This is a genomic window from Achromobacter sp. JD417, from assembly GCF_041879325.1.
In the GTDB taxonomy this organism is placed as follows: Bacteria; Pseudomonadota; Gammaproteobacteria; order Burkholderiales; family Burkholderiaceae_B; genus Achromobacter; species Achromobacter mucicolens.
On record NZ_CP087159.1, the window covers coordinates 6190710 to 6213107 of the forward strand.

Below are 22398 nucleotides of genomic sequence, written 5' to 3' on the forward strand. Positions count from 1 at the left end.
AACTGTCGAAAATGGAATTATGAGTTAGTGGGATACTTACGAGAAATTTCCTCGGCTACCCGTGTTTACTTCGCGTCCAACATGATCCGCTCCAAACTCCCCGACGTCGGCACCACCATCTTCACCGTGATGAGCCGCCTGGCCATCGAGCACAAGGCCATCAACCTGGGCCAGGGCTTTCCTGACTTCGATCCGGACCCTGCGCTCTGCGCGCTTGTCACCAAGGCCATGGCCGACGGGCACAACCAGTACCCGTACATGCCTGGCGTCGCGCCGCTGCGCGAGGCCATCGCGGCCAAGACGCGGGAACTGTATGGACACTCCTACGATCCCGAAACCGAGATCACCGTGACCAGCGGCGCAACTGAAGCGCTGATGGCTACCGTGCTGGCGGCTGTGGGCAGCGGCGACGAAGTCGTGGTGATCGAACCTTGTTATGACTCGTATCTGCCGGCGATTCGCCTGGCCGGCGGCACCGCAGTTCCCGTGCCGTTGCGCGCGCCCACCGAAGCCGATCCGTACTACCGCATCGACTGGCAGCGCGTGCGCGACGCCATCACGTCCAAGACCCGTCTGTTGATGCTGAACTTTCCGCATAATCCCACCGGTGCGGTGCTGGACGACAGCGACCTGGATGCGCTGGAAGCCATCGTCCGCGACACGGGTGTACTGCTGGTGTCGGACGAGGTCTACGAACATATTGTGTTCGACGGCAAGCCGCATGCCAGCGTGGCGCGGCGCCCGCTGCTTGCCGAACATGCGTTCGTGATCTCTTCGTTTGGCAAGACGTACCACACCACCGGATGGAAGATCGGTTATTGCTGCGCGCCGCGGCACCTGAGCGCCGAACTGCGCAAGGTGCATCAGTTCATGGTGTTCACCGTGCCCTCGCCCATGCAGTTTGCGCTGGCCGAGTTCATGCGCGATCCCAAGCCCTACCTCGATCTGCCGGCGTTCTACCAGGCCAAGCGCGACCGTCTTTCGCAAGGCCTGGCCAAGACGCGCTTCCGGCCGCTGCCCAGCCCCGGCACGTTCTTCCTGCTGGCTGACTACAGCCAGATCTCGAAGCAGAACGAAGCGGACTTCGCGCGCGACCTGACCGTCAATCATGGCGTGACCGTGATTCCCGTGTCGGCGTTCTACCGCCAACCCGACGCGCCCGAATCCAATCATCGGATCGTGCGCTTCTGCTTTGCCAAGAAGGACACGACGCTGGATGCGGCGCTGGAGCGCCTGAAGCAGGTTTGACTTAATAACTGAGCAAAAGCTCATATATGAATGGGTGTGTCCGCGTTATGCGGCACACCTGAAAAAAGGGGGCGCCGAAAGGCGCCCCTCAACATTTTCCGGCCTGAATCCGCGCCAGCCCGCGCACCGTCAAGTGCGCGCCACCGTGCCATCAGGCCGGTCCAGCGGCAACCTTTCTCGCGGCCCGCATACGGCGCAGGACCTGCGGCACAATGACGACCGCCGCGGCACCCGTCCACAGCGCAATCGAGACCGGGCTGGCGAACAGCACACCCACGTCGCCATCTGTCATCGACAGGGCGCGGCGCAAGTTCTGCTCCATCATGTTGCCCAACACGACGCCCAGCACCAGCGGCGCCATCGGCACGCCGAACTTACGCAGGAAGTACCCAAGCGTGCCGAGGCCCGCCACCAGCAGCAAATCGAACGTGCCGGCGTTGATCGCATACACGCCGATGTAGCTGATGCACAGAATGCCCGGCACCATCAGCCACCCCGGCACCGACAGCACTTTGGAGAACAAGCGGACCAGCGGCACATTCATCACGAAAAGCAATACGTTCGCCACGAACAGCGAGGCGATCAGCCCCCACACCAATTCAGGCTTGGTGTCGAACAGCACCGGACCCGGCGTGATGTTGTACAGCGTCAGCGCCCCCATCATCACGGCGGTGGTGCCGGAGCCGGGCACGCCCAACGTCAGCATCGGCACGAACGAGCCGATGGCCGAGGACGTGGCGGCCGCTTCCGGCGCGACCAGACCGCGCATGTCGCCCTTGCCGAACTTGGCATCGGGATCCTTGGCCTCGATGATGCGTTTTTCCTGCGAATAGGCGACCGCCGCGGCCACGCTGGCGCCAGCGCCAGGCAGCACGCCCACGCCGAAGCCGACCAGCGCGCTGCGCACGACGCTCCACCACGTGAATGCCATCTCTTTCAGGTTGAACAGCTTGCGTCCGCTGGGCTTGACCTCGACGCTGTGGCCAGCCACTACCTTTTCAAGCATTTCCAGCATCTCGCTGACCGCGAACAGCGCAATGACGACCACGACGAAATCGATGCCGTCGGCCAGGTGAACGGATTCGAAGGTATAGCGATACACGCCCGAGTTCGCGTCCACGCCCACCACCGAAATGGACAGGCCGATCATCGCGGCCAGCACGCCCTTGACCGGTTGCTTGCCGAGCAGACTGGTCAGGCAGCAGAACGCGAAGATCATCAGCACGAAGTATTCGGCGGGGCCAAACGCGAGCGCCCATTTCGCCAGCATCGGCGCAAGCAGGATGATGCCCACCACCGACACGATCGCGCCAAAGAATGCCGACCACGCGGAAAGCGTCAACGCCACGTTGGCCAAACCCTGCCGCGCCAGCGGGTAGCCGTCCAGCGTCGTCATGATGGCGCTGGCTTCGCCCGGCACGTTCAGCAGGATCGCGGTGATACGGCCGCCATACTCGGCGCCCACATACACCGCGGCAAGCAGGATCAGCGCCGTTTCCGGCGGCAGGTTCATGGCGAAGGCGATGGGAATCAGCATGGCCACGCCGTTGACCGGCCCCAGCCCTGGCAGCACGCCCACCATGGTTCCGATGAAGGAGCCGATGGCCGCGACCAGCAGGTTCGTGAGGGAAAAGGCGACGCCAAAGCCTATCGACAGATGATCGAGAATGCCGCTCATATCAGGTTCTCCAGCAGTCCGCCGGGCAGGACGACGTCCAGCACCTTGTCGAACAGCACGAAAAAGAAAAGACTCATCACCACGCCGCCGATCGCGCACTTGATCCAGCTGCCGCCAAAGAGGCGTCCCACGAAGATCGTCATGAGCGAGGTCGCGATCACGAAGCCCAGCCACTGGAAGAGAAAGGCGTAGGCGGTGGCAAATACCACCATCAGCGCGATACGTCCGTTGGCGCCGGCCGGATTGCGCTCGACAGCGGCGCCGCCCTTGTAGATGAGCCACAACCCGCACAGGCCGATGATCAGCGCCACGAGCAGGGGAAAGGCGCGCGGGCCGACGGGTTCGTAGGCGAAGGGCGCCTCGATGCTCCAGCCGGCGGCCGTCATGAAGACGGCCAGCGCCAGGGCGGCAATGCCCAGGATTCGATCATTCATGGTCCAGGTTCCGTTCAAGTCGGATTGCGCGGCGCAGCGGGCCCTGCCGCCGCCCAAGGCAGGCGGCAGGGGTGCCCCTTGCGGGCGCGGTCGGGAATCAGCCTGGCGGCTGGCTTACTTTTTGATCAGGCCGAAGGTGTCGGCGAGCTCGCCGTACTGCTTGACCTGGTTCTTCACGTAGGCGTCCAGTTCGGGGCCTGTCTTGTTGAAAGGGAACAGACCCTGCTGCTGGCGCAGCTTCTCGAACTCGGGTGCGGCCGCGGTCTTGTTGAATGCGTCGACCCAGAACTGGTAGTCGCTGTCGGACACCTTGGGACCGACGTAGAAGCCGCGGATGATGGGCCAGACAATGTCGTAGCCCTGCTCCTTGGCGGTGGGCACCGAACCCAGCTTGCCCGGCAGGCGCTGGTCGTTGAAGACGGCCAGCACGCGGATGGGGGCGCCGCCCTCAAGCATGGTGAAAGCTTCGGCGGCGTCGCCCATGTAGGCCTGGATATGACCGCCGCGCAGCGCCGTCACGGCTTCGCCGCCGCCTTCGAACGCGACAAAACGCATCTTCTTGAAGTCCACGCCCGCCGCCTTGGCTGTCAGCGCCGCCTTCATCCAGTCCTGGCTGCCCACGGTGCCGCCCGCGCCCAGCACGATCTTGGTCGGATCCTGCTTGAAGGCTTCCATCAGGCCCTTCAGGTCGGTGTACGGCGAGTCGTTGCGGACCACGGCCACGCCGTAGTCGGTGCCGATCGCGGCCAGCCAGCGCACGTCGTTGACGTTGTACTTGCCGAACTTGCCCTGCGCCAGGTTGAGCAGCGAGCCGCCGGAGAACGCGACGATGGTGCCCGGCTCGTTCGGATGCTGGGCAACGATGTTGTTGTACGCCACGGCGCCGATGCCGCCGGGCATGTAGACGATGCGCATCGCGGTCTTGAGCGCGCCGCTCTGCTTCAGGCCTTCGGTGGCCAGGCGGCAGGTCAGGTCGAAGCCGCCGCCGGGCTGTGCCGGGGCGATGCATTCCGGACGGCGGGGCTCGTCGGCGGCATGCGCCGCGCCGAGGGACAGGGTAATGGCGCCAAGCGCCGCCAGGGCTGCGATGCGCAGCTTCAGACTCGTCTGCATTCTTGCGTCTCCAGGATTTATAGGTCTAGGTATGGCTGGCAGCGGCGCGGCGGCGGTCGATCGCATCCCACGGCTCCAGTGGACGCCACCGTACAAAATCGAACCTTTCCATAACCTTTCAATTCCGGCCGATTTCGTGACGCGGCGCAGCATCCGGGCCTGTTTCCAGGGAAAACACCAACGCCGCCCGCAATCCCGGCTGCCCATTCCGGTTTTCCAGCACGAGACGCGCCCCCAGGATTTCGGCAATCGTGCCTACGATCGCCAGGCCCAGGCCCGCGCCGGAGGTGTTCTTGCCTGCCGCGCCCCGCCGGAACCGCACGCAGGCCCGGGCAATGTCCTCGTCCGACATGCCGGGACCGTCGTCTTCCACGGCAAGGCGGGCCTGGCTGGCGTCCGCGTCGATCCGGACAGTGACCACGCCGCCCGCGGCCGCATACCGGATGGCGTTGTCCACCAGGTTGCTGACCGCCTCGCGCAACAGCCACTCGGCCCTGCTGACCACGACGGGCCTGCGGTCGGCTTCCAGCCCGATGTCCAGTTGCCGGGCGCGGGCATTGGGTAATTGGGTGCGGATCACCGCGTCTGCCAGTTCAACCAGGTCCACCTGTTCGGGCACCGAACCGCCTTCGGCCAGCGAGGCGTCTTTAGCGCGCGCCAGGGCGAGCATCTGGTTGGTGGTGCGTACCGCCCTGTCCAACCCCTCCTGCATCGCCAGAAGGGCTGTACGGACCTCCTGGGGGTCTGTTTCGCGCAGGGCATAGGCCATCTGGGTCCGCAAAACCGACAAAGGCGTGCGCAACTGATGCGATGCGTCGTCCAGGAACTGCGCCTGCACCCTCCCCAAGGCCGCAAAACGGGCCATGTGGAGATTTATGGCCGCCACCAGGGGTAGGACCTCACCTGGCATCTCGGACGCGTTGACGGGGCTTAAATCGTCTGCAGACCGGCCTTTGACTTCCTGACGAAGCCGCTCCAGGGGACGCAAGGCCATGAAAACGCCTAAAACGATCACCAGGACGCTGATGAGGATCACGGCAAGGTCCCGCTCCACCGAGCGCACCAAAACCTTGTGAAGGAACGCCTGGCGGCTTTCCAGGCCCTCTGCGACCTGCACGATGACCCGCCCGCCCTGGTTGGCGTATAGCGGCGGATCCATGGCCCGCGCCAGCGCCGCCACCCGGACGGGCTGCCCCTGGTAGGTTGCATAAAAAAACCGCGGCTCGCCTGACACGAGGGGCTGGTCCGGCAGGGGCAGCCCGGGATGGCCGATTTCGGCCAGCCCGTCTTCGGTCGCCACCCGGTAGAACACGCTGCCATTGGCCGTCAGCTCAAAAAATTCAAGCATCAGGTAGGGCTGCTCCATGGCTAATCCACCGCTGGCTGTGGATATGTTGTGGTCGATCGCGCGCAGCGCGCCGGCGAGAGAACGGTCATAGGCAATGTCGACCTGGTTGCGCAACTGGTGGTTGGACAGCCAGAGCGCGCCCATCATCACGAACACCAGGGTCGGGATCAGCCACCAGAGCAGTTGCGTCTTGAGGGTCCGGGCGCGTTTTTTTGCTGAAAAATCAACGCCGTTTTGCGGACTTCTAGTTGTCAACAAGGTTCTCCAGGCAATACCCCATGCCGCGCATGGTCACGATTTGCACACCGGTATCCGCCAATTTTTTGCGCAACCGGTGAACCAGAACCTCGATGGCTTCCAGGTTGACGTCCGCATCGTCGGTGAGGATGCGGTCAAGGATCTGCTGTTTGTTGATGGGTTCACCGCTTTTCTGGATCAACACCCGCAGTACCGCGTGTTCACGTGGGGATAACTGCAAAGGCTGTCCGCTCACGGTGAATTTTTGCGCGGAAGTTTCAAAAACCAGGTTTCCCAACGTCAGGCGGGGATGTTCGCGCCCGCGGCTTCGGCGAATCAGGGCAATCAGGCGCGCCTCCAACTCTTCCACAACAAAGGGTTTCGGCAGGAAATCGTCCGCTCCCTCGTGAAGTGTTCCGATCCGCTCGGCCAAGGAATCGCGCGCGGTCAAGACCAGCACCGGCGTACGGTCGTCCCGCGCGCGAATCTTCGCCAGCAAAGCATGGCCATCCATGCCGGGAAGTCCCAGATCCAGGATGACCGCATCGAAATCTTCCATGGCCAGCCTTCTTTCGGCGACCAGTCCGTCATCAGCCCACTCCACGACGAAGCCGGCATGTCTGGCCAGGCTTCTGGACAGCCAGCGGGCAAGTTCAGCTTCATCTTCGATCAAGAGGATACGCATGGACGCAGTCCGGGGGGCGGTGGATGGGCGGAATGGGAAAGCATGTTTGGCTTTTCCTTTTTTTTTCTTTATATAAAGACTAATGATTAATAAGGGCTGTGGATAACTACCTTAACCTTGAAAACCTCTTTGCTTTCATTGCCTTGCGTCCGTTTTTGCCTGTGCAAGAACTCTGTGTGGGAAAAAAGCTGAAGTTGGACAAGATTTTGGACCGCGTCCGAAACCCCTGCTTGTTCAACTTGCCTCCACAACATGTGCACAACAGCGCTACTTAGGAGTTATCCACAGGCCTCTTCTGGCAACCGAGCCTTGAAAAGGGCCCTTTTACCCCGGAAAACCGCCCTTCGCCTACCCTGATTTTTGCCCTTGCAGCGCCTCAAAACGGGCCGCTAAGCGACGTTCGGAATCGGGGATTCGAGGGGAGACGCGTACGGATCGCTGACGGTGAACTGAACAAAAAGTGAGCAGAATCCGCCGTAGAATCCGGCCATGGATAGCGACTTGAAACTGCGTCGACCGGCCTGGGCCAGACGGTTGAGACGCGGACTTTTGGCAGAAAATCTGGCCTTGACGTTGTGTGCGGCCGCGTTGGTTGGCGCCCTGGGTGCGCTGTCAACGGTGGTGTTTCGCGAACTGCTGGGCTGGATGCAATTGTTGGTGGGAGGCGGCGAGGTTCCCCATGGCATGGTGTCGCTGGCGCGGGGACTGGATCCCTGGCAGCGGTTTCTGATGCCAGCGGCCGGGGGCGCGATAGCCGGCCTGATCCTGCAGGCGGCCACCCGATGGCTGCCCCGGCGCGGGGCCGCCGACTATATCGAAGCCATTTCCATCGGACGTGGCGTCATCGGCTTTCGTCAGACGGTCGCGCGCAGCCTGTCCTCCATTTTTTCGATCGGATCCGGCGCATCCATTGGCCGCGAGGGGCCGATGGTGCAACTCGCGGCAATGTGCGCCTCGTTGACGGGCCGCTATCTGGTGCTGCCGCCCCGCCATCTCCGGCTGCTGGTGGCCTGCGGCGCCACTGCAGGCATCACCGCGGCGTACAACGCGCCGATCGCGGGCGCGGTGTTCATTTCCGAAATCGTGTACGGCGTGATTTCAACGGCGACGCTGGTGCCGCTGGCCGTCGCTTCTGTTGTCGCCAACATCGTGACGCGGCAGGTGCTGCACTACGACGCGGTCTTTCAGATGCCGCATTTCGAGTTCGTGTCGGGCTGGGAAGTGATCAATTACCTGGGACTTGGCCTCATCGCCGGCCTGGCCGCACCCCAATTCCTGCGATTCCTGGACTTGTCCCGCGCGGCGTTTCGCCGGTTGCCGTTTCCGATCTGGGCCAGGATGGCGGCAGGCGGGCTGGTCGTGGGGGCGCTGTCCGTGATCGATCCCGCGGTGTGGGGCAACGGCTACAGTGTGGTGAACAGCATGCTGCATACGGATTGGGCGTGGCAGGCGGTGGCCGCCCTGCTGCTGCTAAAGACGCTGGCCACGGCGGCCAGCGTCGGGTCCGGCGCCCTGGGCGGCGTCTTCACGCCGACCTTGTTTGTGGGGGCGGCGCTGGGCGCGCTGTACGGGACTGCGCTGCAGGGCCTGTTTCCAGCCGGCAGCCTGTCGGCCGTGTCCAGTTATGCGGTCGTGGGAATGGGGGCGCTGTTGGCCGCCACCACGCATGCGCCGCTGATGTCGATCTTGATGATCTTCGAGATGACGCTGAGCTATGAAGTCATGTTGCCGCTGATGCTGGCGTGCATGACGGGATACGTGATTGCGCAGCGCATCCGGCCGGCGTCCGTCTATGCGAAATCGCTGGCGAACAACCGGATTTCGGCTCACCTGATGGCAAAAAAGGGTAGACCGATGAATTACGAGTAAAAGCTCATATCTTCGGTTTGTCTATTCTTGTGCGGCGGAGAGCGCTGCAAAAACCCCTTATATAAGGGGTTTTTGCATGAAAACGCGGTTCAGCCCGATCTCCGTGGCGCGGTGCGTTTCCGCATAGCCGCGCCGCGTGTAGATGGCGATGTTCTCGGTCATTGCTTCCTGCGTGTAAAGCCGGATCCGTGAAAAACCGGCGCGGCGCGCGGCGTCTTCGGCCCATTGCAGCAGTGTCCGGCCGTGCCCTTTGCCCTGCGCGGTTGGCGACACGGCGATGTTGTCCAGCAGCATGCACCCGTCGTCGGGTTCTGGAATCAGCACGATGAGGCCTTCGATGCCAGCGTCCGATTCCAGCACATGGACCACGCCTTGCGCGACGCGCGCCGGATAGTCGTCCAGCATGGGGCCGGGCGTGGCGCCGTTGCGTGCGATATAGGGGGAGTAAGCCTCGCGGACGATGCGCTCGATGCGGGCGACATCGGCGGGTGTCGCGGCGCGGATACGAAAGGGGGTGGGATGAAAGGTGGTGGTATTCGTATTCATGACGACTCGCCTCCGGTCATTTTCCCGATGCAAAAGCGATAGATGCAGTCTGACCGGTCGAATCTAGCACGGAGTCCACGTCCGGCGCCGTTCGTGATTCAAGATCCATATCCGCTGGCCACTGGACTCTAGGAGCCAGGCGCAAGGCGATGTTGTAGGGAGCGACGTCGTTGGCGTCACGCGGTTCGGCGTGATCGGGGTCGAGGCGGTTGATGCCGTTCTGCATATAGGCGCACACATACGCCCAGAAGTTGGAGGTGTTGGCAGCGTCGGTGTTTAAGTGAAAGCGCGTCACGACGTTGTTGGTACCCGGCTCCACCACCGCGATGGAGACGCCTTCTTTGATGATGAGACCTCCGCCTGGCGTCGCGCCGCGGACTTTCCATTTCTCTGCGCGCAGATCGTCCCAGTCATAACTCGCCGTCGTCACGTACCCGCGCTCGAAGGGATTCCACCAGACTGAATGGAAGTCATAGACGTAGACCTTGCGGCGCAGGCGATTGAAGCGAAGCGGGAGATCGCGGGGCGGGGAAACCTCGGCACGGTAGACTACAAACGCTGTCCAACCGCCGATCAAAATTGTCCCGACGACCATTAGCAAGATGCCTGCAACGTCAAGAGAGACACTCGTGGACCTCGCACTCGTCGCATAAATGTCCTTGGCGGCAAAGGCTACGTGATAAAGAATTGTCCAAGCGATCAGCAGCAAAAAGTAAAAGCAGACTCCGCGAATACTCGACGTGTTCCGAGCGAACTCGACATACGTCTCATCCATATGCGTCGGTGCCTGCCACAGCAGCATTGGGGGCTCGTCGAGCGGGTCGTTGGGGCCGGGCAGATCGCGTTGCCAACCGAGGCAGGGGCGATTCAGTTGAGGTTTCGCCAACAGAGTTCCTAAGAAATGTCGATGGCGGCGAAGTGGGAGTTCGCCAATCGAATGTACCGGGGCTGTGGAGCTGCAGTGGCGGGGTGGCGAGCGGGCCCTTCCGGCAAGCGAATCCAGTCCTAGGCCTCGACCGCCTTCATGGTGCAGTTCGTGATTCAAGATCCATATCCGCGGGCCACTGGACCTTCGGCGCCAGGCGCAAGGCGATGTTGTAGGGAGCGACGTCGTTGGCATCACGAGGTTCGGCACGATCAGGGTCGAGCCCTTTAATGCCGTTTTGCATGTAGGCGCACACGTATGCCCAGAAATTGGAGGTGTTCGCAGCGTCGGTGTTCAATTGGAAGCGCGCCACGACGTTGTTCGTGCTGGGTTTCACCACCGCGATGGAGACGCCTTCCTTGATGATGAGCCCGCCGCCAGGCGTCGCGCCACGGACTTTCCATTTCTCTGCGCGCAGATCGTCCCAGTCATAACTCGCCGTCGTCACGTACCCGCGCTCGAAGGGATTCCACCAGACTGAATGGAAGTCATAGACGTAGACCTTGCGGCGTAGTCGATTGAAGCGGAGCGGGAGATCTCGGGGGGGGGAGATCTCGGCACGGTAGATAACAAATGCTGTCCAGAGGCCGATGGAAATTGACCCGGCAAGCATCAGAAAAATTCCGACCTCAAGTAAGCTCGCTCCCGTCGTTGTGAATGAATAAATGTCCTTTGCGGCCATAGTTAGCTGCTCTAGAAGGACCCATGCGATCAGCGGTGAAAAGAAAAAGATAAGGCCGCGAACGCTCGACGTGTTCCGAGCGAACTCGACATACGTTTCATCCATATACGTCGGCGCTCGCCAGAGCAGCATGGGGGGCTCGTCGAGAGGGTCATTGGGGCGTGGAAGATCTCGTTGCCAGCCGACGCAAGGGGGATTCAGTTGAGGTCTTGCCATCAGAGTTGCTCCGTGATCTCGATGGCGGCGAAGCCCGAGACATCGTTTTTATCTGGCCAGAACGCGACAACCAAAGTTGCAGATTTGATATTGTTGAGAGAATCGAGCCAGTACCGACCGCTAAGGCTTGGCCGAGAGTTGGTTGGTTTAGTCTCACTGTCCAGCGTGTAATCCGGCCTATTCAAGGTGGAGACAGGCATGAGTGGGGCTGAATTGTTGATCTGCCCGGATGCCAGGACATGGGAAGACAAATGGGGGGTACGTTTGGCGCCTTGTGCTAGACCAAATCGTTCGGTGGTAAGCGAAAAGCGGTATCGGGATTGTTCGGCATCAAATCCAGGCAAAGTTGCGCTGTAAACAAGCGCTTTTGTGTTCTCTACAGAGCCTCCATTTTTGATGACGTCTATGTCTTCAATGTAGAGCTCGTCTAACGACCTAACCCGGGTTTCGACCGTGAAACTGAGGTCGACATCCATGCCGAGCACTGCTGCATTGAGTGCGGCAATGGCGGCGTCCATATCGTCTGGATCGCGCCAGCGCTCATTGTTATCAGCTTGGCCGAAGTAGCAACGTCGAGCCCAATTTTCCAATGCGTCGGATTCGAGGCTTTTTGCCGTGTGTGATATTGCGTAGGCAAGGAGCCCAATAGCAATACCCGCACCCAGCCCTCCCAATAGCGAGAGTGATCCCAAGGCTCCGAAAAAAGTCAGAAACGCCCCCAAAATTGATAAGCCACCGGCAATTCTGTAGGTTTTTGCAGCCCCTACATCACCAGCTTTTGACACGCGAGCGGCAGCACGAAAACTAGCACCAGCATCCGCAATCCCCGCCAAGGCTGAAATCGCTCCCCCCACCATCACCATCTTCGAACCCAACCCGACAACGCGCGTGAGGACAGGAGTTTTCTCCACACCCCAGCGCAGCACGAACCCTCGGGCAGCGTCCGCCGGAACCTTCATCGCCAGCCCCGCCGCCTCAACACTCGCTCCCATGAAGCCCAGCGCCACGCTATAAAACGCCGCCACAGCCTCCGGATGCCGGGCTCCGACTTTCGCATCCAGGTCAGCTAACGTGCTTTTCAAGCTGTCCTGAAGAAAATACAGGCCGATGAAAGACAAGCCACCATCCGCGCTACCCACGGCCAGGCTCTTCAGGCTCGCAAAGGTGCTGCCGGCGACACGACGGGCCCCCGCCGCGCCAACTTGCAGGCCCTCGAGCACCGCGGCGGCAGCGGGTTCCAGATTCTTCAGGCCGGCGTTGACCTGGCGTAGCGCAGACTTGGCTTCTCTGTTGATCTCTTGCCCAAGCGCGCCAGCAGCCTGCTTGATATCCTGCGCGCCCTCCTTGGCTTCGCGGCTGAAATCCAGGATGCGCTTCTTGACCTCTTCTGCAGTTCCATGCGCCCATAGCGTGACGTCGATGAGCACATTGCGGACATTGGCATCCGGGATGGTGATCAGACTGCCCAGCAACATCGCACGTGCCCGTTTGCCGGCGGCCTTTTGGGCGGAGTTGGCGTGCTCGCGAATTTCGCTCGACAGCAGCTCGAAGCACTCCCCCACCGTGAGCTGGATGGTGACCTGGGTGAACCTGGCCTTACCGTACAGCCAGGCGGCGCCGGACTGCAGGTTGTCTAAAGCCGCCTTGGCGCCGATGGTCAGGGTGCTTTCGAGGCGATTGCTCGCATCGTGAATGGCCGCCAACAACTGATCGGCAGATTCAACAACGAGCGTCCGGCGCCAATCGCTTCCCTCCTTGCTGGTGGCGACCATTTTTATCGCGTCATAGTATTTCTTGCCTGCCTCCGAGGGCATCGCGTTGGAGAACAAGGGTTCGAACGCCTGCTGCAAGTCGGTGTATTGCCCATTGAGCGCGATGTAGGCTGGACTACCTGCGTCGGACAGCAGGTCTTTCCATGCCTTGCTGCTAGGCCCCAACGCTTGCGGCGTGGGCTTTTCGCCTGGTTGGCTCTCGTCCGCCGGCGTTGTCTGCTGTGGCGGGGCATCCGTGATGCCGCCCGCAAGACAAGCCGCGGTGGTGCTCAGGCGGCATTGCTGCGAACGCGCATCGGCGTCCGCATAGTCCAAAGCCATGATCCGTCGCCAACTGGCGCCAGCCACCAGGTCGGCCCAGTCGGTTGCATAAGCGTCGATCTGCTTTTGAAAGCGGTCGTCTTCCTTGTCGTACGCATCCTGAAAAGTCTTTCGCCCTGCAGGGCAGGTTTCCCAGTAACGATCTTCTAGCCGGGCCATGCGACGCCCGGTCTCGCGATTGACCACGCCAGCGCGTTGTTGTGCGGGGTCGTGGAATACGGGCGGGACGCCGGATTCGCTGGACGTCCAATAGTCGCTGGGTGGCGGCGGAGGCGGGTGTGCAGCCTCTACCTGCTGGGCGATGTAAGCTTTGATTCCGAGCAGGCACTGCGAGGTGAGGTAGGCATACCGCCGTGTTGGCTCTTCACGCCACCGCTGGCGCATCGTGTTGACAGAAAGACGCAGGCTGTTGAGCTCTGCAGCCATGCCCACCGGATCGGGCAGGATGAGTCCTGCAACCCCCTTCGCAAGCCCATGCTGCTTTTCGAGCATGCGCAGTTGCGCATGCATGGCTTCCAGGCGGGCATGACGGGGATGCCAGTCATGAACGCTACCGAAGTCGCGCGTGCCAATGGCGTACTCGGCGACATGCTGGGCAAGATCATCACCGTGCTCAAGGGCAAGCGCCTGGTTGCCACCTGTCGGATCCTGCTTGAGCGTGATCAGATTGATCACCCTGAACCGATCCCGATAATCAGCGGGCAGTGTCTTTCCATCAGCGTGCTTGCCGGTGCGGTAGGCATCGAGTGTTGCCTTCGGCCAAGGGTCCTGTGAAAACGCGATCCAGGCCTGCTTGTGCGCTGCGGTGTCGATGTTGATGAATGCCGAGCGCAGATCGTGTCCGGCGTCCAGGCAAGCTTTGGCTAGGGGCTCGGGCGCCGCCCGTGGCATGGAGAATGGATTGAACTGGCGCAGATAGCCTTCCGGGGTGACCTGATAGGCATGCCAGATTTCTTTGTCCAGCAGCACATAGACATACCCCTGCCGCAATACACGCAATGCGGTCTGAATGGATTCGTGACTGAGTGCGCCATGTTGCTTGAGTCCGCCTGTGACCGGCATGATGGCAGGCCGTAGCGGCAGGATCGGTAAGCCGGTACGTTCACACGCGCTGCACGTGCCGGTGGGATTGGGCGCCGCCTGGCGCCGGGCCTGGGTCAGGGTCTTGCTGATGCTCATGTGTAGTTCGCGGCGGGAGGTAATGACGCAACGATGCGCTGCCACGCAAAGTCGTCGTAGTTGTCAAAACGCGCTTGCAATGTGGACTGCCCTGCGACGGCGGCTTGGATGTCGTCCTGTATTTCTGGATTCCGTGGCAGATGGGGATGAATGAAGACGCGATGCATGCACAGGTCGATGATGTCGGCGCTCAGGCGCAAGCGTGAGTTCTGTGCGTCACGGATCATCCGGAAAGCGTGCACGGCGGCCTGGGGCGGAAGAATCGTGGTGCCACGCCAGCGCATTGGGGCATACGTCACGGGGAATCGGAGCGCGGCGCGCCAGACATCCAGGAAATCGCTGACGAGCGGTGCAAGTTGCAGTGCCTGTCGAACGAGTGGAGGGGCATCCGAGCCGGCTTCGGTGGGGGAGCCGCGAAGTAAGGTGAAGGCGCCCCAGCTGGTCGGGCAAAGCCAACGTTTGACGGGCCATAGCAGAGCAGGAAAGGCGTGTTCCATTGATGCCGCGAGCAGTTCAAGCCGCAACGGCTCGAACCACGGCGTCGTGCGTTTCCCGGCGATCGGCGCGATGACATCCAGGCAGCGCGCAGCCAAGTGATCGGCGAGCGCAGCGAGGGATTGATCACTGGTCAGCCATCCGCACACATAACGCTTTTTATAGCTGGCATCATCACGCGCGGAACGTTCGGCGGCGGCGAGCACAGAAATGTCCGCGGCACCTTCTGGCGCGGCCAGCTGTATAAGCGCCGGGCACGCGTCGGGCGTATGGGCAAGGTCTGGCCGGATGACGCGTGCGATCGCCTGTTCGCCCAACGCGTGGGTTAGCGACTGAATGCTAAGGGGATCTTGTGGCTCGCACGGCGCGAGCGGGTCCAGCAAGAGGTAAAGATAGTCGCTGGGGGCGCGTTCGAGACGGGCAAACGCTTGTACGACGCTCTGCATCATCTGGCGCGCTCCAGACAATCAGAAAGTGCGCCTTCCAGAACCTCGCAGCCCAGAGCCAGTTCATTTCCGCCGCCGCCCCCCTGCATCTTGAGCGGACCTTTAACCTGGATGGAGATAGCGTCAAGGGTTATGCCGGTGCTATCTATTCGAATGGTTCCACCCGGCCCTTTAATGATGAGCGCTTCTTCAGCATGCAGAGAGTAGTCCCTTGTCCGACGGCGGATGGCCTGGCCCGCCCGCAGTTCCGCTCGCCCCTCCACGCTCTGCTCCTGGTGCCCGCCAATACTCACCCAGTGATTGGCCGCAGTCTCGTCGCGGCGGTTGTTGCCCACTTCCTCGGTGCGGTCCTTGCCGGTGTAGATGGTGTGATTACGTCCCACCGTCAAGAAGTCGTCCCGCCCAATGTCGTGCCGCCGATCCTGGCCGATGTTCACCTGTTCGTCATTGCCCACGGTCTCCCTGCGGTCGTGGCCAATGGTGATGGTTTCGTCGTTCTCGACCTGCTCGCTGCGGTCGTGACCCACGAACGTCGACTCGTCGTGGTTGACGTGGATGTTCTGATCCTTCTGAGCGTGGACGTAGATTTCTTCCTGATCCATCTCGTCCTCAAAGCGCAGTTCGTTGTATCCCTCGCCTTTGTGGGTCTTGGTCTTGATGGTCATCCGCGTCTTGTGGCGCGGCAGCTCGTAAGGCGGCAATTGCAGGCGGTTGTAAACCCGGCCGGTGATCACGGGCTGGTCGGGATCGCCGTCGAAGTACGAGACGATGACCTCTTGTCCGATGCGGGGAATGGCCATGTGGCCCCACGTGGCGCCAGCGATGTTCTGGGATACGCGTATCCAGCAGGAGCTGTGTTCGTCCTCCTTGCCGAGACGGTCCCAGGGGAACTGGACCTTCACGCGGCCGTATTCGTCGGTGTAGATCTCTTCATTGGGTGGGCCGACCACTACGGCGTTCTGCGGTCCGTCGATGCGGGGCCGGGGCAATGGCTCTGCGCGCCATTCGGCGTCGTCCGGTACCAATTCAGCCTCGTAGTGGTATCGAGTCCCTGACGCGGAATCGGCGCATTCTTCGGCCTGGCTCGTGTATTGGATGCCGCGGTGGACGATGCGGACCGGGCGCCAGCCGCGATTCATGTCCTCGCGTGGGTGCCCGGCCAGCGTGAACGAGATACCAGGCTGCAAGCGCGGGTCATCGCCTTCGACCAAGGCGATGCGCGCGTCGCGCCGATGCCCGCGCAGGCGATTCTCGGCGAAGGGCTTGCCGGCCTCGTCGAACTTGGCGCGGGCGGGGTAGTCGTAACGCTCGTAGCGGCGGCCTTGATGGTCCAGGTCGCGCCCATCGCGGCTGTGCTGGTGGGTATAGCGCGGATGGTGAAAGGTGTAGTCGCGCTGCGTCTGGCGCGCGGTGCGCACGTTCTCGGTATAGGTGAAGCGACGCAGCGCAGGCTGCGGCTGATCGCCGCCAGGCATGGGGTTGTACTGCACCGGCGTGTCGCCGACGCGGCCGTGAATGAAGAGGCGATCGCTGTGGACAAGTTGATGTCCTTCGGCGCCATGACGGAAGGAATAGAAAAAGCCTTCCTCACGCATGATGCGTTCGACAAAATCGTAGTCCGTATCGCCGGCTTGCACGCAGTACTCGCGGGACTGGTGCTCGGTGGTGCTGCGCTGCTCGTAGTCCTGGGTGAGGCCATGCGCCTTGAGCACGGCCTCGGCAATCTGTGGAACGGTCAGCGCCTGGAAGATCCGCCAGTCAGAACTGAGCGCGAGGCGTGCCAGACGCGGTTCGACGACAGCCGAATAGCGCGTGCGCCGAAAGCCGGTTTCGCCCTGGACGAATGAAGACACCGCGCCGTGCACGTACCGGACAGGCGTGTCGCCGTGCCAGATGGTAAGCAGCGCAGCGCGGTCCAGCACCGCGCCGAAATCGATGGCGGGATTGGCGCTGGCCAGTTCCGCTTGCAGCACAAAAGGCTCGGATAAGCCTTCCTGGAGCGAGAACTCGACGACCTCGAAGGGCTCTTCGCCAATGGCGAACGAGAAGCGCAGATCGGATTGGGTAGGCATGGCGGGCTTCCGGTTGGGACAGACCGCTCGGGTCGTCCTTGGTGCCAAAGGGCACCACCGGTTGTAAAAGCCGCCGATATTTCGTGTAAATAAGAAGAGTCTTATTAATTAAGAAAATCGATGTGCGCAAGCACGTTGCAGGGTAAAGATCCTGACTACTTCCCGATGCAAAAACTGGAAAAAATCTCTCCCAGCAGGTCATCGCTGGTGAACTTGCCGGTAATGCTGGACAAACTATCGTGCGCCAGCCGCAGTTCCTCGGCAAACAGGTCCAGCACCCGGTCATCCTGACTGGCATGCGCGGCGGCCAGTTCCAGGTGTTCGGCAGCCTCCTGCAATGCATGCAGATGCCGTTCGCGCGCGAGCCAAGGCGACTCGGCGCCCGGGTTCCATCCCGCGATTTGCAGCAGTTCGGCGCGAAGCGCGTCCAGCCCCGCGCCGCGTTTGGCCGAGATGCCCAGTTCGCCGGGACCGGGGACGAAAGGCTCGGGCAGCAGGTCGACCTTGTTGAATACCTTCAGCACCGGCGTGCGGGCGGGCAGGCGCGCGGTGATCTGCGCGTCGAGTTCGTCGCCCGGCTGGGTGGCATCCTGCAAATGGAGGATGACGTCCGCGCGTTCGATCTCCTGCCAGGTGCGCGCGATGCCGATGCTTTCGACGGTGTCTTCGGTTTCGCGCAGGCCTGCCGTGTCGACAATATGCAGCGGCACGCCATCAATATGGATTTCCTGCACCACTTTGTCGCGCGTGGTGCCGGCAATGGGGGTGACGATGGCGATGTCGTCGCCCGCCAGCGCGTTGAGCAGGCTGGACTTGCCCACGTTGGGCTGGCCGGCCAACACCACATGCAGGCCCTCTCGCAGGATGACGCCCTGGCGCGCCTGCGCGATCAGCGCGGACAGGTCGCCGGCCAACGCGTCCAGGGTGGGACGCGCCTGATACTTTTCCAGGAAGTCGATCTCTTCTTCGGGAAAATCCAGCGTTGCCTCGACCAGCATGCGCAGGTGAATGATGCGATCGGACAGGTCGTTGACGCGCGCCGAGAATTCGCCAGACAGCGACGCCATGGCGCCGCGCGCGGCCGCGACCGACGAGGCTTCGATCAGGTCGGCCACCGCTTCGGCCTGCGCCAGATCCATGCGGTCGTTCAGGAAGGCGCGGCGTGTGAATTCGCCGGGTTCGGCCAGTCGCACGCCCAGGTCGCGGCCGGCGGCAAGGCAGCTGTCCAGCACGCGGCGCAGCACGGCCGGACCGCCGTGGCCCTGCAGTTCCAGCACGTCTTCGCCGGTGTAGGAATGCGGCGCGCGAAAGTAGATGGCGATGCCTTCGTCCAGCAATTCGCCTTCGACGGTCTTGAAGGGAAGATAGTGCGCATGGCGGGGCGTGAGATCGCGCTGAAACAGGCGCCGCACCAATTCGGACAGGTCCGCACCAGAAATGCGCACGACGCCGATGCCGCCTCTTCCGGGAGCGGTGGCAATGGCGGCAATGGGGGCGTAAGCGGACATATCGGGGCAGATGACAAGGCGAAACAATAGGGGAATATAACTGTTGCGCGGCGCGTTGTTTGCTGGTTACTGTGGCCCCGAGGTTCAAAACCCGAAACAACTCTGGGAGATCACGATGGCGTCTCGGTTTTCGCGTGTCTTGGCCTGCGGCGCAGCCGCGGTGGTGATGGCCTGTGGCACATTCAGTGCGGCCATGGCCCGCGATCTGGTGATAGGACTGAAGACCGAGCCGTCTTCGATGGATCCGCAATACCACGCGTTGACGCCGAACACGCAGATCTCCCAAACCATTTTCGATACGCTTGTCGCCACCGACGCGCAGCTCAAGCCCCAGCCGTCGCTGGCGGAATCCTGGACGGTCGATGGCAAGGTCTGGACCTTCAAGCTGCGCCCGAACGTGAAGTTCTCCGATGGCACGCCGTTCACCGCCGAGGACGTCGTCTTCACGTACGACCGGGTGCCGAAGGTGCCCAACAGCCCCTCGCCGTTCACACTGTATCTGGGGTCTGTCGCCAAGACCGAAGCGGTCGATCCGATGACGATCCGCATCACCACCAAGGAAGTGGCGCCCAATTTGCTGGTCAATCTGGCGCAGCTGCCCATCATGTCGAAAAAAGCCGCGTCGGGTCCCGCCGCGGAAGGCAAGACCACGACCGAATTGAACAGCGGCGACGGGCTGATCGGGACCGGACCCTACAAGTTCGTGTCCTGGAAGCGCGGCGCGGAATTTGTGCTGGCCCGCAACGACAACTATTGGGGCAAGAAACCCGAATGGGATCGCGTGGTCTATCGTCCGATCAGCAATGCGGCGGCGCGCGTGGCCGCGCTGCTGGCGGGCGACGTGGACATGATCGAAGATCCTCCCACCGACGACCTGCCCAAGCTCAAGTCCGACAAGAAGCTCTTTGTCGAGGAAACGCCGTCGGTGCGCGTGGTGTACGTGGCGCTGGACCAGTACGCGGAGCCCTCGCCCGGCGTGCAGGGCACCGACAAGAATCCGATGAAGGACAAGCGCGTGCGCGAGGCCTTGTCGCTGGCGATCAATCGCGATGCGCTGGTCGAACGCGTGATGGGCGGCGTCGCCCTGCCCGCGGGCAACCTGCTGCCGTATCCGATGTTCGGCGCCAGCAAGGAACATTCGAAGGCCCCCAAGGCCGATGTCGAAAAGGCCAAGGCGCTGCTCAAGGAAGCGGGTTATCCCAACGGGTTTTCGATCACGCTGGGTTCGCCGTCCGGCCGCTATGTCAACGATTCGAAGGTGGCGCAGGCCATTGCATCGATGTGGACGCGCATCGGCGTGAAGACCAGCGTGGATGCGATGGCGCCCCCGGTGTTCTTCAAGAACCGCGACAGCTACTCGTTCTCGGCTTACTTGGCGGGCTGGTCGGTGACCAGCGGTGAAATGTCGAACGCGCTGACGTCGCTGCTGATGACGCGCAACCCGGAAGCGGGCCAGGGCACGACGAACCGCAGCCGCTACTCCAACCCCAAGATGGACGAACTGGTGAAGCAGGCTTCGTCCACGATGGATGACGCCAAGCGCGCGGAGCTGCTGTCCACGGCAAGCAGTATCGCCATGGATGATTTCGCGATGCTGCCCGTGCATTTCGAGCTGTCGGTCTGGGCGATGAAGAACGACATCCGCTATCAAGGCCGTCCGGACCAGGTCACCTTGGCGCAGAACGCTACGCTGAAGAAGTAAGCGCGCCGGGCGATATCTCGTGCTTGCAACCATTGTCAGAAGGCTGCTGCAGACCATCGTCGTCATGCTTGTCATGTCGGCGTTGGTCTTTGCCGGCATTTACATGGTCGGCGATCCGGTCTCGATGCTGGCCAGTCCGGAAGCGACCGAGGCGCAGCGCGCCGCGATCAGTGCATCGCTGGGGTTGGACCAGCCCTTGTGGCGGCAGTACCTGATCTTCATGAGCCAGGCCGTGCGCGGCGATTTCGGGAACAGTTTCCTGACCGGCGAACCGGCCATGCACCTGATCCTGGAGCGCATGCCGGCGACCGTCGAGCTGGCCTGTGTGGCGATGCTGCTGTCGGTGCTGATCGGCGTGCCGCTCGGCATCCTGGCGGGCCTGAAACCCGCGGCGGTGGGCTCGCGCGCGATCATGACGGGCTCCGTGCTGGGATTTTCGCTGCCCAATTTCTGGGTGGGCCTGATGCTCATCATGGTGTTTGCGGTGATGCTGGGCTGGGTGCCGGCCGGCGGCCGCGGCGACACCGTCAGCATCGGCTCGCTGCAACTGAGCGTGCTGACGCTGGACGGCTGGCTGAGCCTGGCCCTGCCCGCCGCGACCATTGCGTTTGCCAAGTGCGCGATGATCATCCGCGTGACGCGGGCCGCCACGCGCGAGGCGCTGCCCATGGACTACATCAAGTTCGCGCGCGCCAAGGGCCTGCCTGAAAAGCGCGTCCTGGGCGTGCATCTGCTCAAGAACATCCTGATTCCCGTGGTGACGGTGGCCGGCCTGGAATTCGGTCAGGTGATGGCATTTGCCGTCGTGACGGAGACCGTGTTTTCGTGGCCAGGCATGGGCAAGCTGCTGATCGATTCCATCATCAACCTGGATCGGCCGGTGGTGGTGGCGTATCTGCTGCTGATCGTTTTCTTCCTGATCATGTTGAATCTGGTGGTGGACATCATCTACACGGTGCTGGACCCCCGCGTACGCCTGGATAGCCGCCGATGATGAATACGCCCGCCACCGCTGCCTCGTCCCCGGCGCCGACAAAAGAGCAGTCGCCCTGGCGCCGCTTCGTGTCGGACTTCTTTGCCAGCAAGCTGGCTACGCTGGGTCTGGTGATGCTGGTCGTGATCGTGGGAGCGGCGCTGCTGGCGCCGTGGATCGCGCCGCAGAATCCCTATGATCTGGCCAGCCTGGACATCATGGATTCGAAGCTCAAGCCGGGCAGCGAAAGCGGGGATGGTTCGATGCGGCATTGGCTGGGCACCGACGGCCAAGCGCGCGACCTTTTTTCCGCCATTCTTTACGGCATGCGCACGAGCCTGATGGTGGCGACCGTGTCGGTGCTGGCCGCCTTCGGCATTGGCGCCACGGTCGGGCTGATTGCCGCGTACTTTGGCGGACGCATCGACGCCCTGCTGATGCGGGTTGTGGATATCCAGTTGTCGTTCCCGGCGATCCTGGTGGCGCTGATGCTGCTGGCCATTCTGGGCAAGGGTGTGGATAAGGTGATCATCGCGCTCATCGTCGTGCAATGGGCGTATTTTGCGCGGGCCGCGCGTGGCGCGGCGCTGGTCGAGCGCGGCAAGGAATACGTGGAGGCGGCGCGGTGCATGTCGCTGTCGTGGTCGCGCGTGTTGTTCCGGCACGTGCTGCCGAACTGCATGCCGCCGCTCATCGTGATCGCCACGATCGACCTGGCGCACGCGATTGCGCTGGAGGCAACGTTGTCGTTCCTGGGCGTGGGCGTGCCGGTCACCGAGCCGTCGCTGGGCATGCTGATCTACAACGGCTTCGAGTACCTGCTTTCCGGCCAGTATTGGATTTCTTTCTTTCCCGGCATTGCGCTGGCGCTGGCCATCATCGCCATCAACCTGGTGGGCGACCACCTGCGCGATGTGCTCAACCCGCGGCACGCGAATTGAGGACACAG

At 62.2% G+C, this 22398-nt stretch carries 17 protein-coding genes; 5 read left to right on the forward strand and 12 right to left on the reverse strand.

Features of this window, described 5'->3' with window-relative positions:
- The first annotated feature begins 81 nt into the window (after positions 1-81).
- The gene (locus LN047_RS28525; RefSeq protein ID WP_373980839.1) at positions 82-1248 is read left to right on the forward strand and encodes a pyridoxal phosphate-dependent aminotransferase; all 1167 of its coding nucleotides are present in this window, start codon (positions 82-84) and stop codon (positions 1246-1248) included.
- Between the two features lie 151 nt (positions 1249-1399).
- Here the strand turns inward: LN047_RS28525 and LN047_RS28530 are convergent, their stop codons facing one another.
- The 5 genes from LN047_RS28530 to LN047_RS28550 form a co-directional block, all read right to left on the reverse strand.
- Complete coding sequence (locus LN047_RS28530) at positions 1400-2926, reverse strand: tripartite tricarboxylate transporter permease (RefSeq protein ID WP_373980840.1); 1527 nt, start codon at positions 2924-2926, stop codon at positions 1400-1402.
- Positions 2923-3360 carry a tripartite tricarboxylate transporter TctB family protein gene (locus LN047_RS28535; protein WP_152383031.1) on the reverse strand — a complete coding sequence of 146 codons (438 nt, stop codon included), beginning with the start codon at positions 3358-3360 and terminating at the stop codon, positions 2923-2925. The genes LN047_RS28530 and LN047_RS28535 overlap by 4 nt, the downstream gene beginning before the upstream one ends.
- 114 nt (positions 3361-3474) lie before the next feature.
- The gene (locus LN047_RS28540) at positions 3475-4473 is read right to left on the reverse strand and encodes a tripartite tricarboxylate transporter substrate binding protein (protein ID WP_223573728.1); all 999 of its coding nucleotides are present in this window, start codon (positions 4471-4473) and stop codon (positions 3475-3477) included.
- A gap of 118 nt (positions 4474-4591) precedes the next feature.
- Entirely contained in the window at positions 4592-6076 is a 1485-nt protein-coding gene (locus tag LN047_RS28545) for a sensor histidine kinase (protein ID WP_373980841.1), read from the reverse strand.
- Positions 6066-6743, reverse strand: a complete 678-nt coding sequence (locus LN047_RS28550; RefSeq protein ID WP_056320607.1) for a response regulator — start codon at positions 6741-6743, stop codon at positions 6066-6068. Before LN047_RS28550 ends, LN047_RS28545 begins: the two co-directional genes overlap by 11 nt.
- Positions 6744-7232: 489 nt before the next feature.
- On the opposite strand from LN047_RS28550, the gene LN047_RS28555 reads away from it, so the two are divergent.
- Entirely contained in the window at positions 7233-8612 is a 1380-nt protein-coding gene (locus LN047_RS28555; protein WP_373980842.1) for a ClcB-like voltage-gated chloride channel protein, read from the forward strand.
- 57 nt (positions 8613-8669) lie between these two features.
- Here LN047_RS28555 and LN047_RS28560 read toward each other — a convergent pair whose 3' ends face one another.
- From LN047_RS28560 to mnmE, 7 genes are all read right to left on the reverse strand, one after another.
- Positions 8670-9158 (reverse strand): GNAT family N-acetyltransferase, encoded by a 489-nt coding sequence (locus LN047_RS28560; RefSeq protein WP_373980843.1) that lies wholly within the window; start codon positions 9156-9158, stop codon positions 8670-8672.
- Positions 9159-9174: 16 nt separating this feature from the next.
- A complete protein-coding gene (locus LN047_RS28565; protein ID WP_373980844.1) occupies positions 9175-10044 on the reverse strand; it encodes a DUF6708 domain-containing protein in 870 nt (289 codons plus the stop codon).
- Positions 10045-10180: 136 nt separating this feature from the next.
- Complete coding sequence (locus LN047_RS28570) at positions 10181-10897, reverse strand: DUF6708 domain-containing protein (RefSeq protein ID WP_373980845.1); 717 nt, start codon at positions 10895-10897, stop codon at positions 10181-10183.
- 83 nt (positions 10898-10980) lie between these two features.
- On the reverse strand, positions 10981-14253 hold the full coding sequence (locus LN047_RS28575; protein WP_373980846.1) for a T6SS effector BTH_I2691 family protein: 3273 nt from the start codon (positions 14251-14253) through the stop codon (positions 10981-10983).
- On the reverse strand, positions 14250-15197 hold the full coding sequence (locus tag LN047_RS28580) for a hypothetical protein (protein WP_373980847.1): 948 nt from the start codon (positions 15195-15197) through the stop codon (positions 14250-14252). The genes LN047_RS28575 and LN047_RS28580 overlap by 4 nt, the downstream gene beginning before the upstream one ends.
- Positions 15194-17266, reverse strand: coding sequence for a type VI secretion system Vgr family protein (locus LN047_RS28585; RefSeq protein ID WP_373980848.1), 2073 nt, complete (start codon positions 17264-17266; stop codon positions 15194-15196). Before LN047_RS28585 ends, LN047_RS28580 begins: the two co-directional genes overlap by 4 nt.
- Before the next feature lie 155 nt (positions 17267-17421).
- Positions 17422-18774, reverse strand: a complete 1353-nt coding sequence (gene mnmE / locus LN047_RS28590; protein WP_056327776.1) for a tRNA uridine-5-carboxymethylaminomethyl(34) synthesis GTPase MnmE — start codon at positions 18772-18774, stop codon at positions 17422-17424.
- A gap of 115 nt (positions 18775-18889) precedes the next feature.
- Here mnmE and LN047_RS28595 point away from each other — a divergent pair, with 115 nt between their 5' ends.
- Genes LN047_RS28595 through LN047_RS28605 form a run of 3 tightly spaced genes read left to right on the forward strand, consistent with a single transcriptional unit; the run spans position 18890 to position 22390 of the window.
- Positions 18890-20476, forward strand: a complete 1587-nt coding sequence (locus tag LN047_RS28595) for an ABC transporter substrate-binding protein (RefSeq protein ID WP_373980849.1) — start codon at positions 18890-18892, stop codon at positions 20474-20476.
- Between the two features lie 19 nt (positions 20477-20495).
- Entirely contained in the window at positions 20496-21470 is a 975-nt protein-coding gene (locus tag LN047_RS28600; protein ID WP_373980850.1) for an ABC transporter permease, read from the forward strand.
- Positions 21470-22390 (forward strand): ABC transporter permease, encoded by a 921-nt coding sequence (locus tag LN047_RS28605; RefSeq protein ID WP_373982194.1) that lies wholly within the window; start codon positions 21470-21472, stop codon positions 22388-22390. The genes LN047_RS28600 and LN047_RS28605 overlap by 1 nt, the downstream gene beginning before the upstream one ends.
- Positions 22391-22398 lie beyond the last annotated feature (8 nt).

Bases quoted from the DNA above. Each gene is read 5' to 3' on its own strand.
- LN047_RS28525 (WP_373980839.1), top strand. From the start codon at position 82: ATGATCCGCTCCAAACTCCCCGACGTCGGCACCACCATCTTCACCGTG.
- LN047_RS28530 (WP_373980840.1), bottom strand. From the start codon at position 2,926: ATGAGCGGCATTCTCGATCATCTGTCGATAGGCTTTGGCGTCGCCTTT.
- LN047_RS28535 (WP_152383031.1), bottom strand. From the start codon at position 3,360: ATGAATGATCGAATCCTGGGCATTGCCGCCCTGGCGCTGGCCGTCTTC.
- LN047_RS28540 (WP_223573728.1), bottom strand. From the start codon at position 4,473: ATGCAGACGAGTCTGAAGCTGCGCATCGCAGCCCTGGCGGCGCTTGGC.
- LN047_RS28550 (WP_056320607.1), bottom strand. From the start codon at position 6,743: ATGCGTATCCTCTTGATCGAAGATGAAGCTGAACTTGCCCGCTGGCTG.
- LN047_RS28555 (WP_373980842.1), top strand. From the start codon at position 7,233: ATGGATAGCGACTTGAAACTGCGTCGACCGGCCTGGGCCAGACGGTTG.
- LN047_RS28560 (WP_373980843.1), bottom strand. From the start codon at position 9,158: ATGAATACGAATACCACCACCTTTCATCCCACCCCCTTTCGTATCCGC.
- LN047_RS28570 (WP_373980845.1), bottom strand. From the start codon at position 10,897: ATGCTGCTCTGGCGAGCGCCGACGTATATGGATGAAACGTATGTCGAG.
- LN047_RS28575 (WP_373980846.1), bottom strand. From the start codon at position 14,253: ATGAGCATCAGCAAGACCCTGACCCAGGCCCGGCGCCAGGCGGCGCCC.
- LN047_RS28580 (WP_373980847.1), bottom strand. From the start codon at position 15,197: ATGATGCAGAGCGTCGTACAAGCGTTTGCCCGTCTCGAACGCGCCCCC.
- LN047_RS28585 (WP_373980848.1), bottom strand. From the start codon at position 17,266: ATGCCTACCCAATCCGATCTGCGCTTCTCGTTCGCCATTGGCGAAGAG.
- mnmE (WP_056327776.1), bottom strand. From the start codon at position 18,774: ATGTCCGCTTACGCCCCCATTGCCGCCATTGCCACCGCTCCCGGAAGA.
- LN047_RS28595 (WP_373980849.1), top strand. From the start codon at position 18,890: ATGGCGTCTCGGTTTTCGCGTGTCTTGGCCTGCGGCGCAGCCGCGGTG.
- LN047_RS28605 (WP_373982194.1), top strand. From the start codon at position 21,470: ATGAATACGCCCGCCACCGCTGCCTCGTCCCCGGCGCCGACAAAAGAG.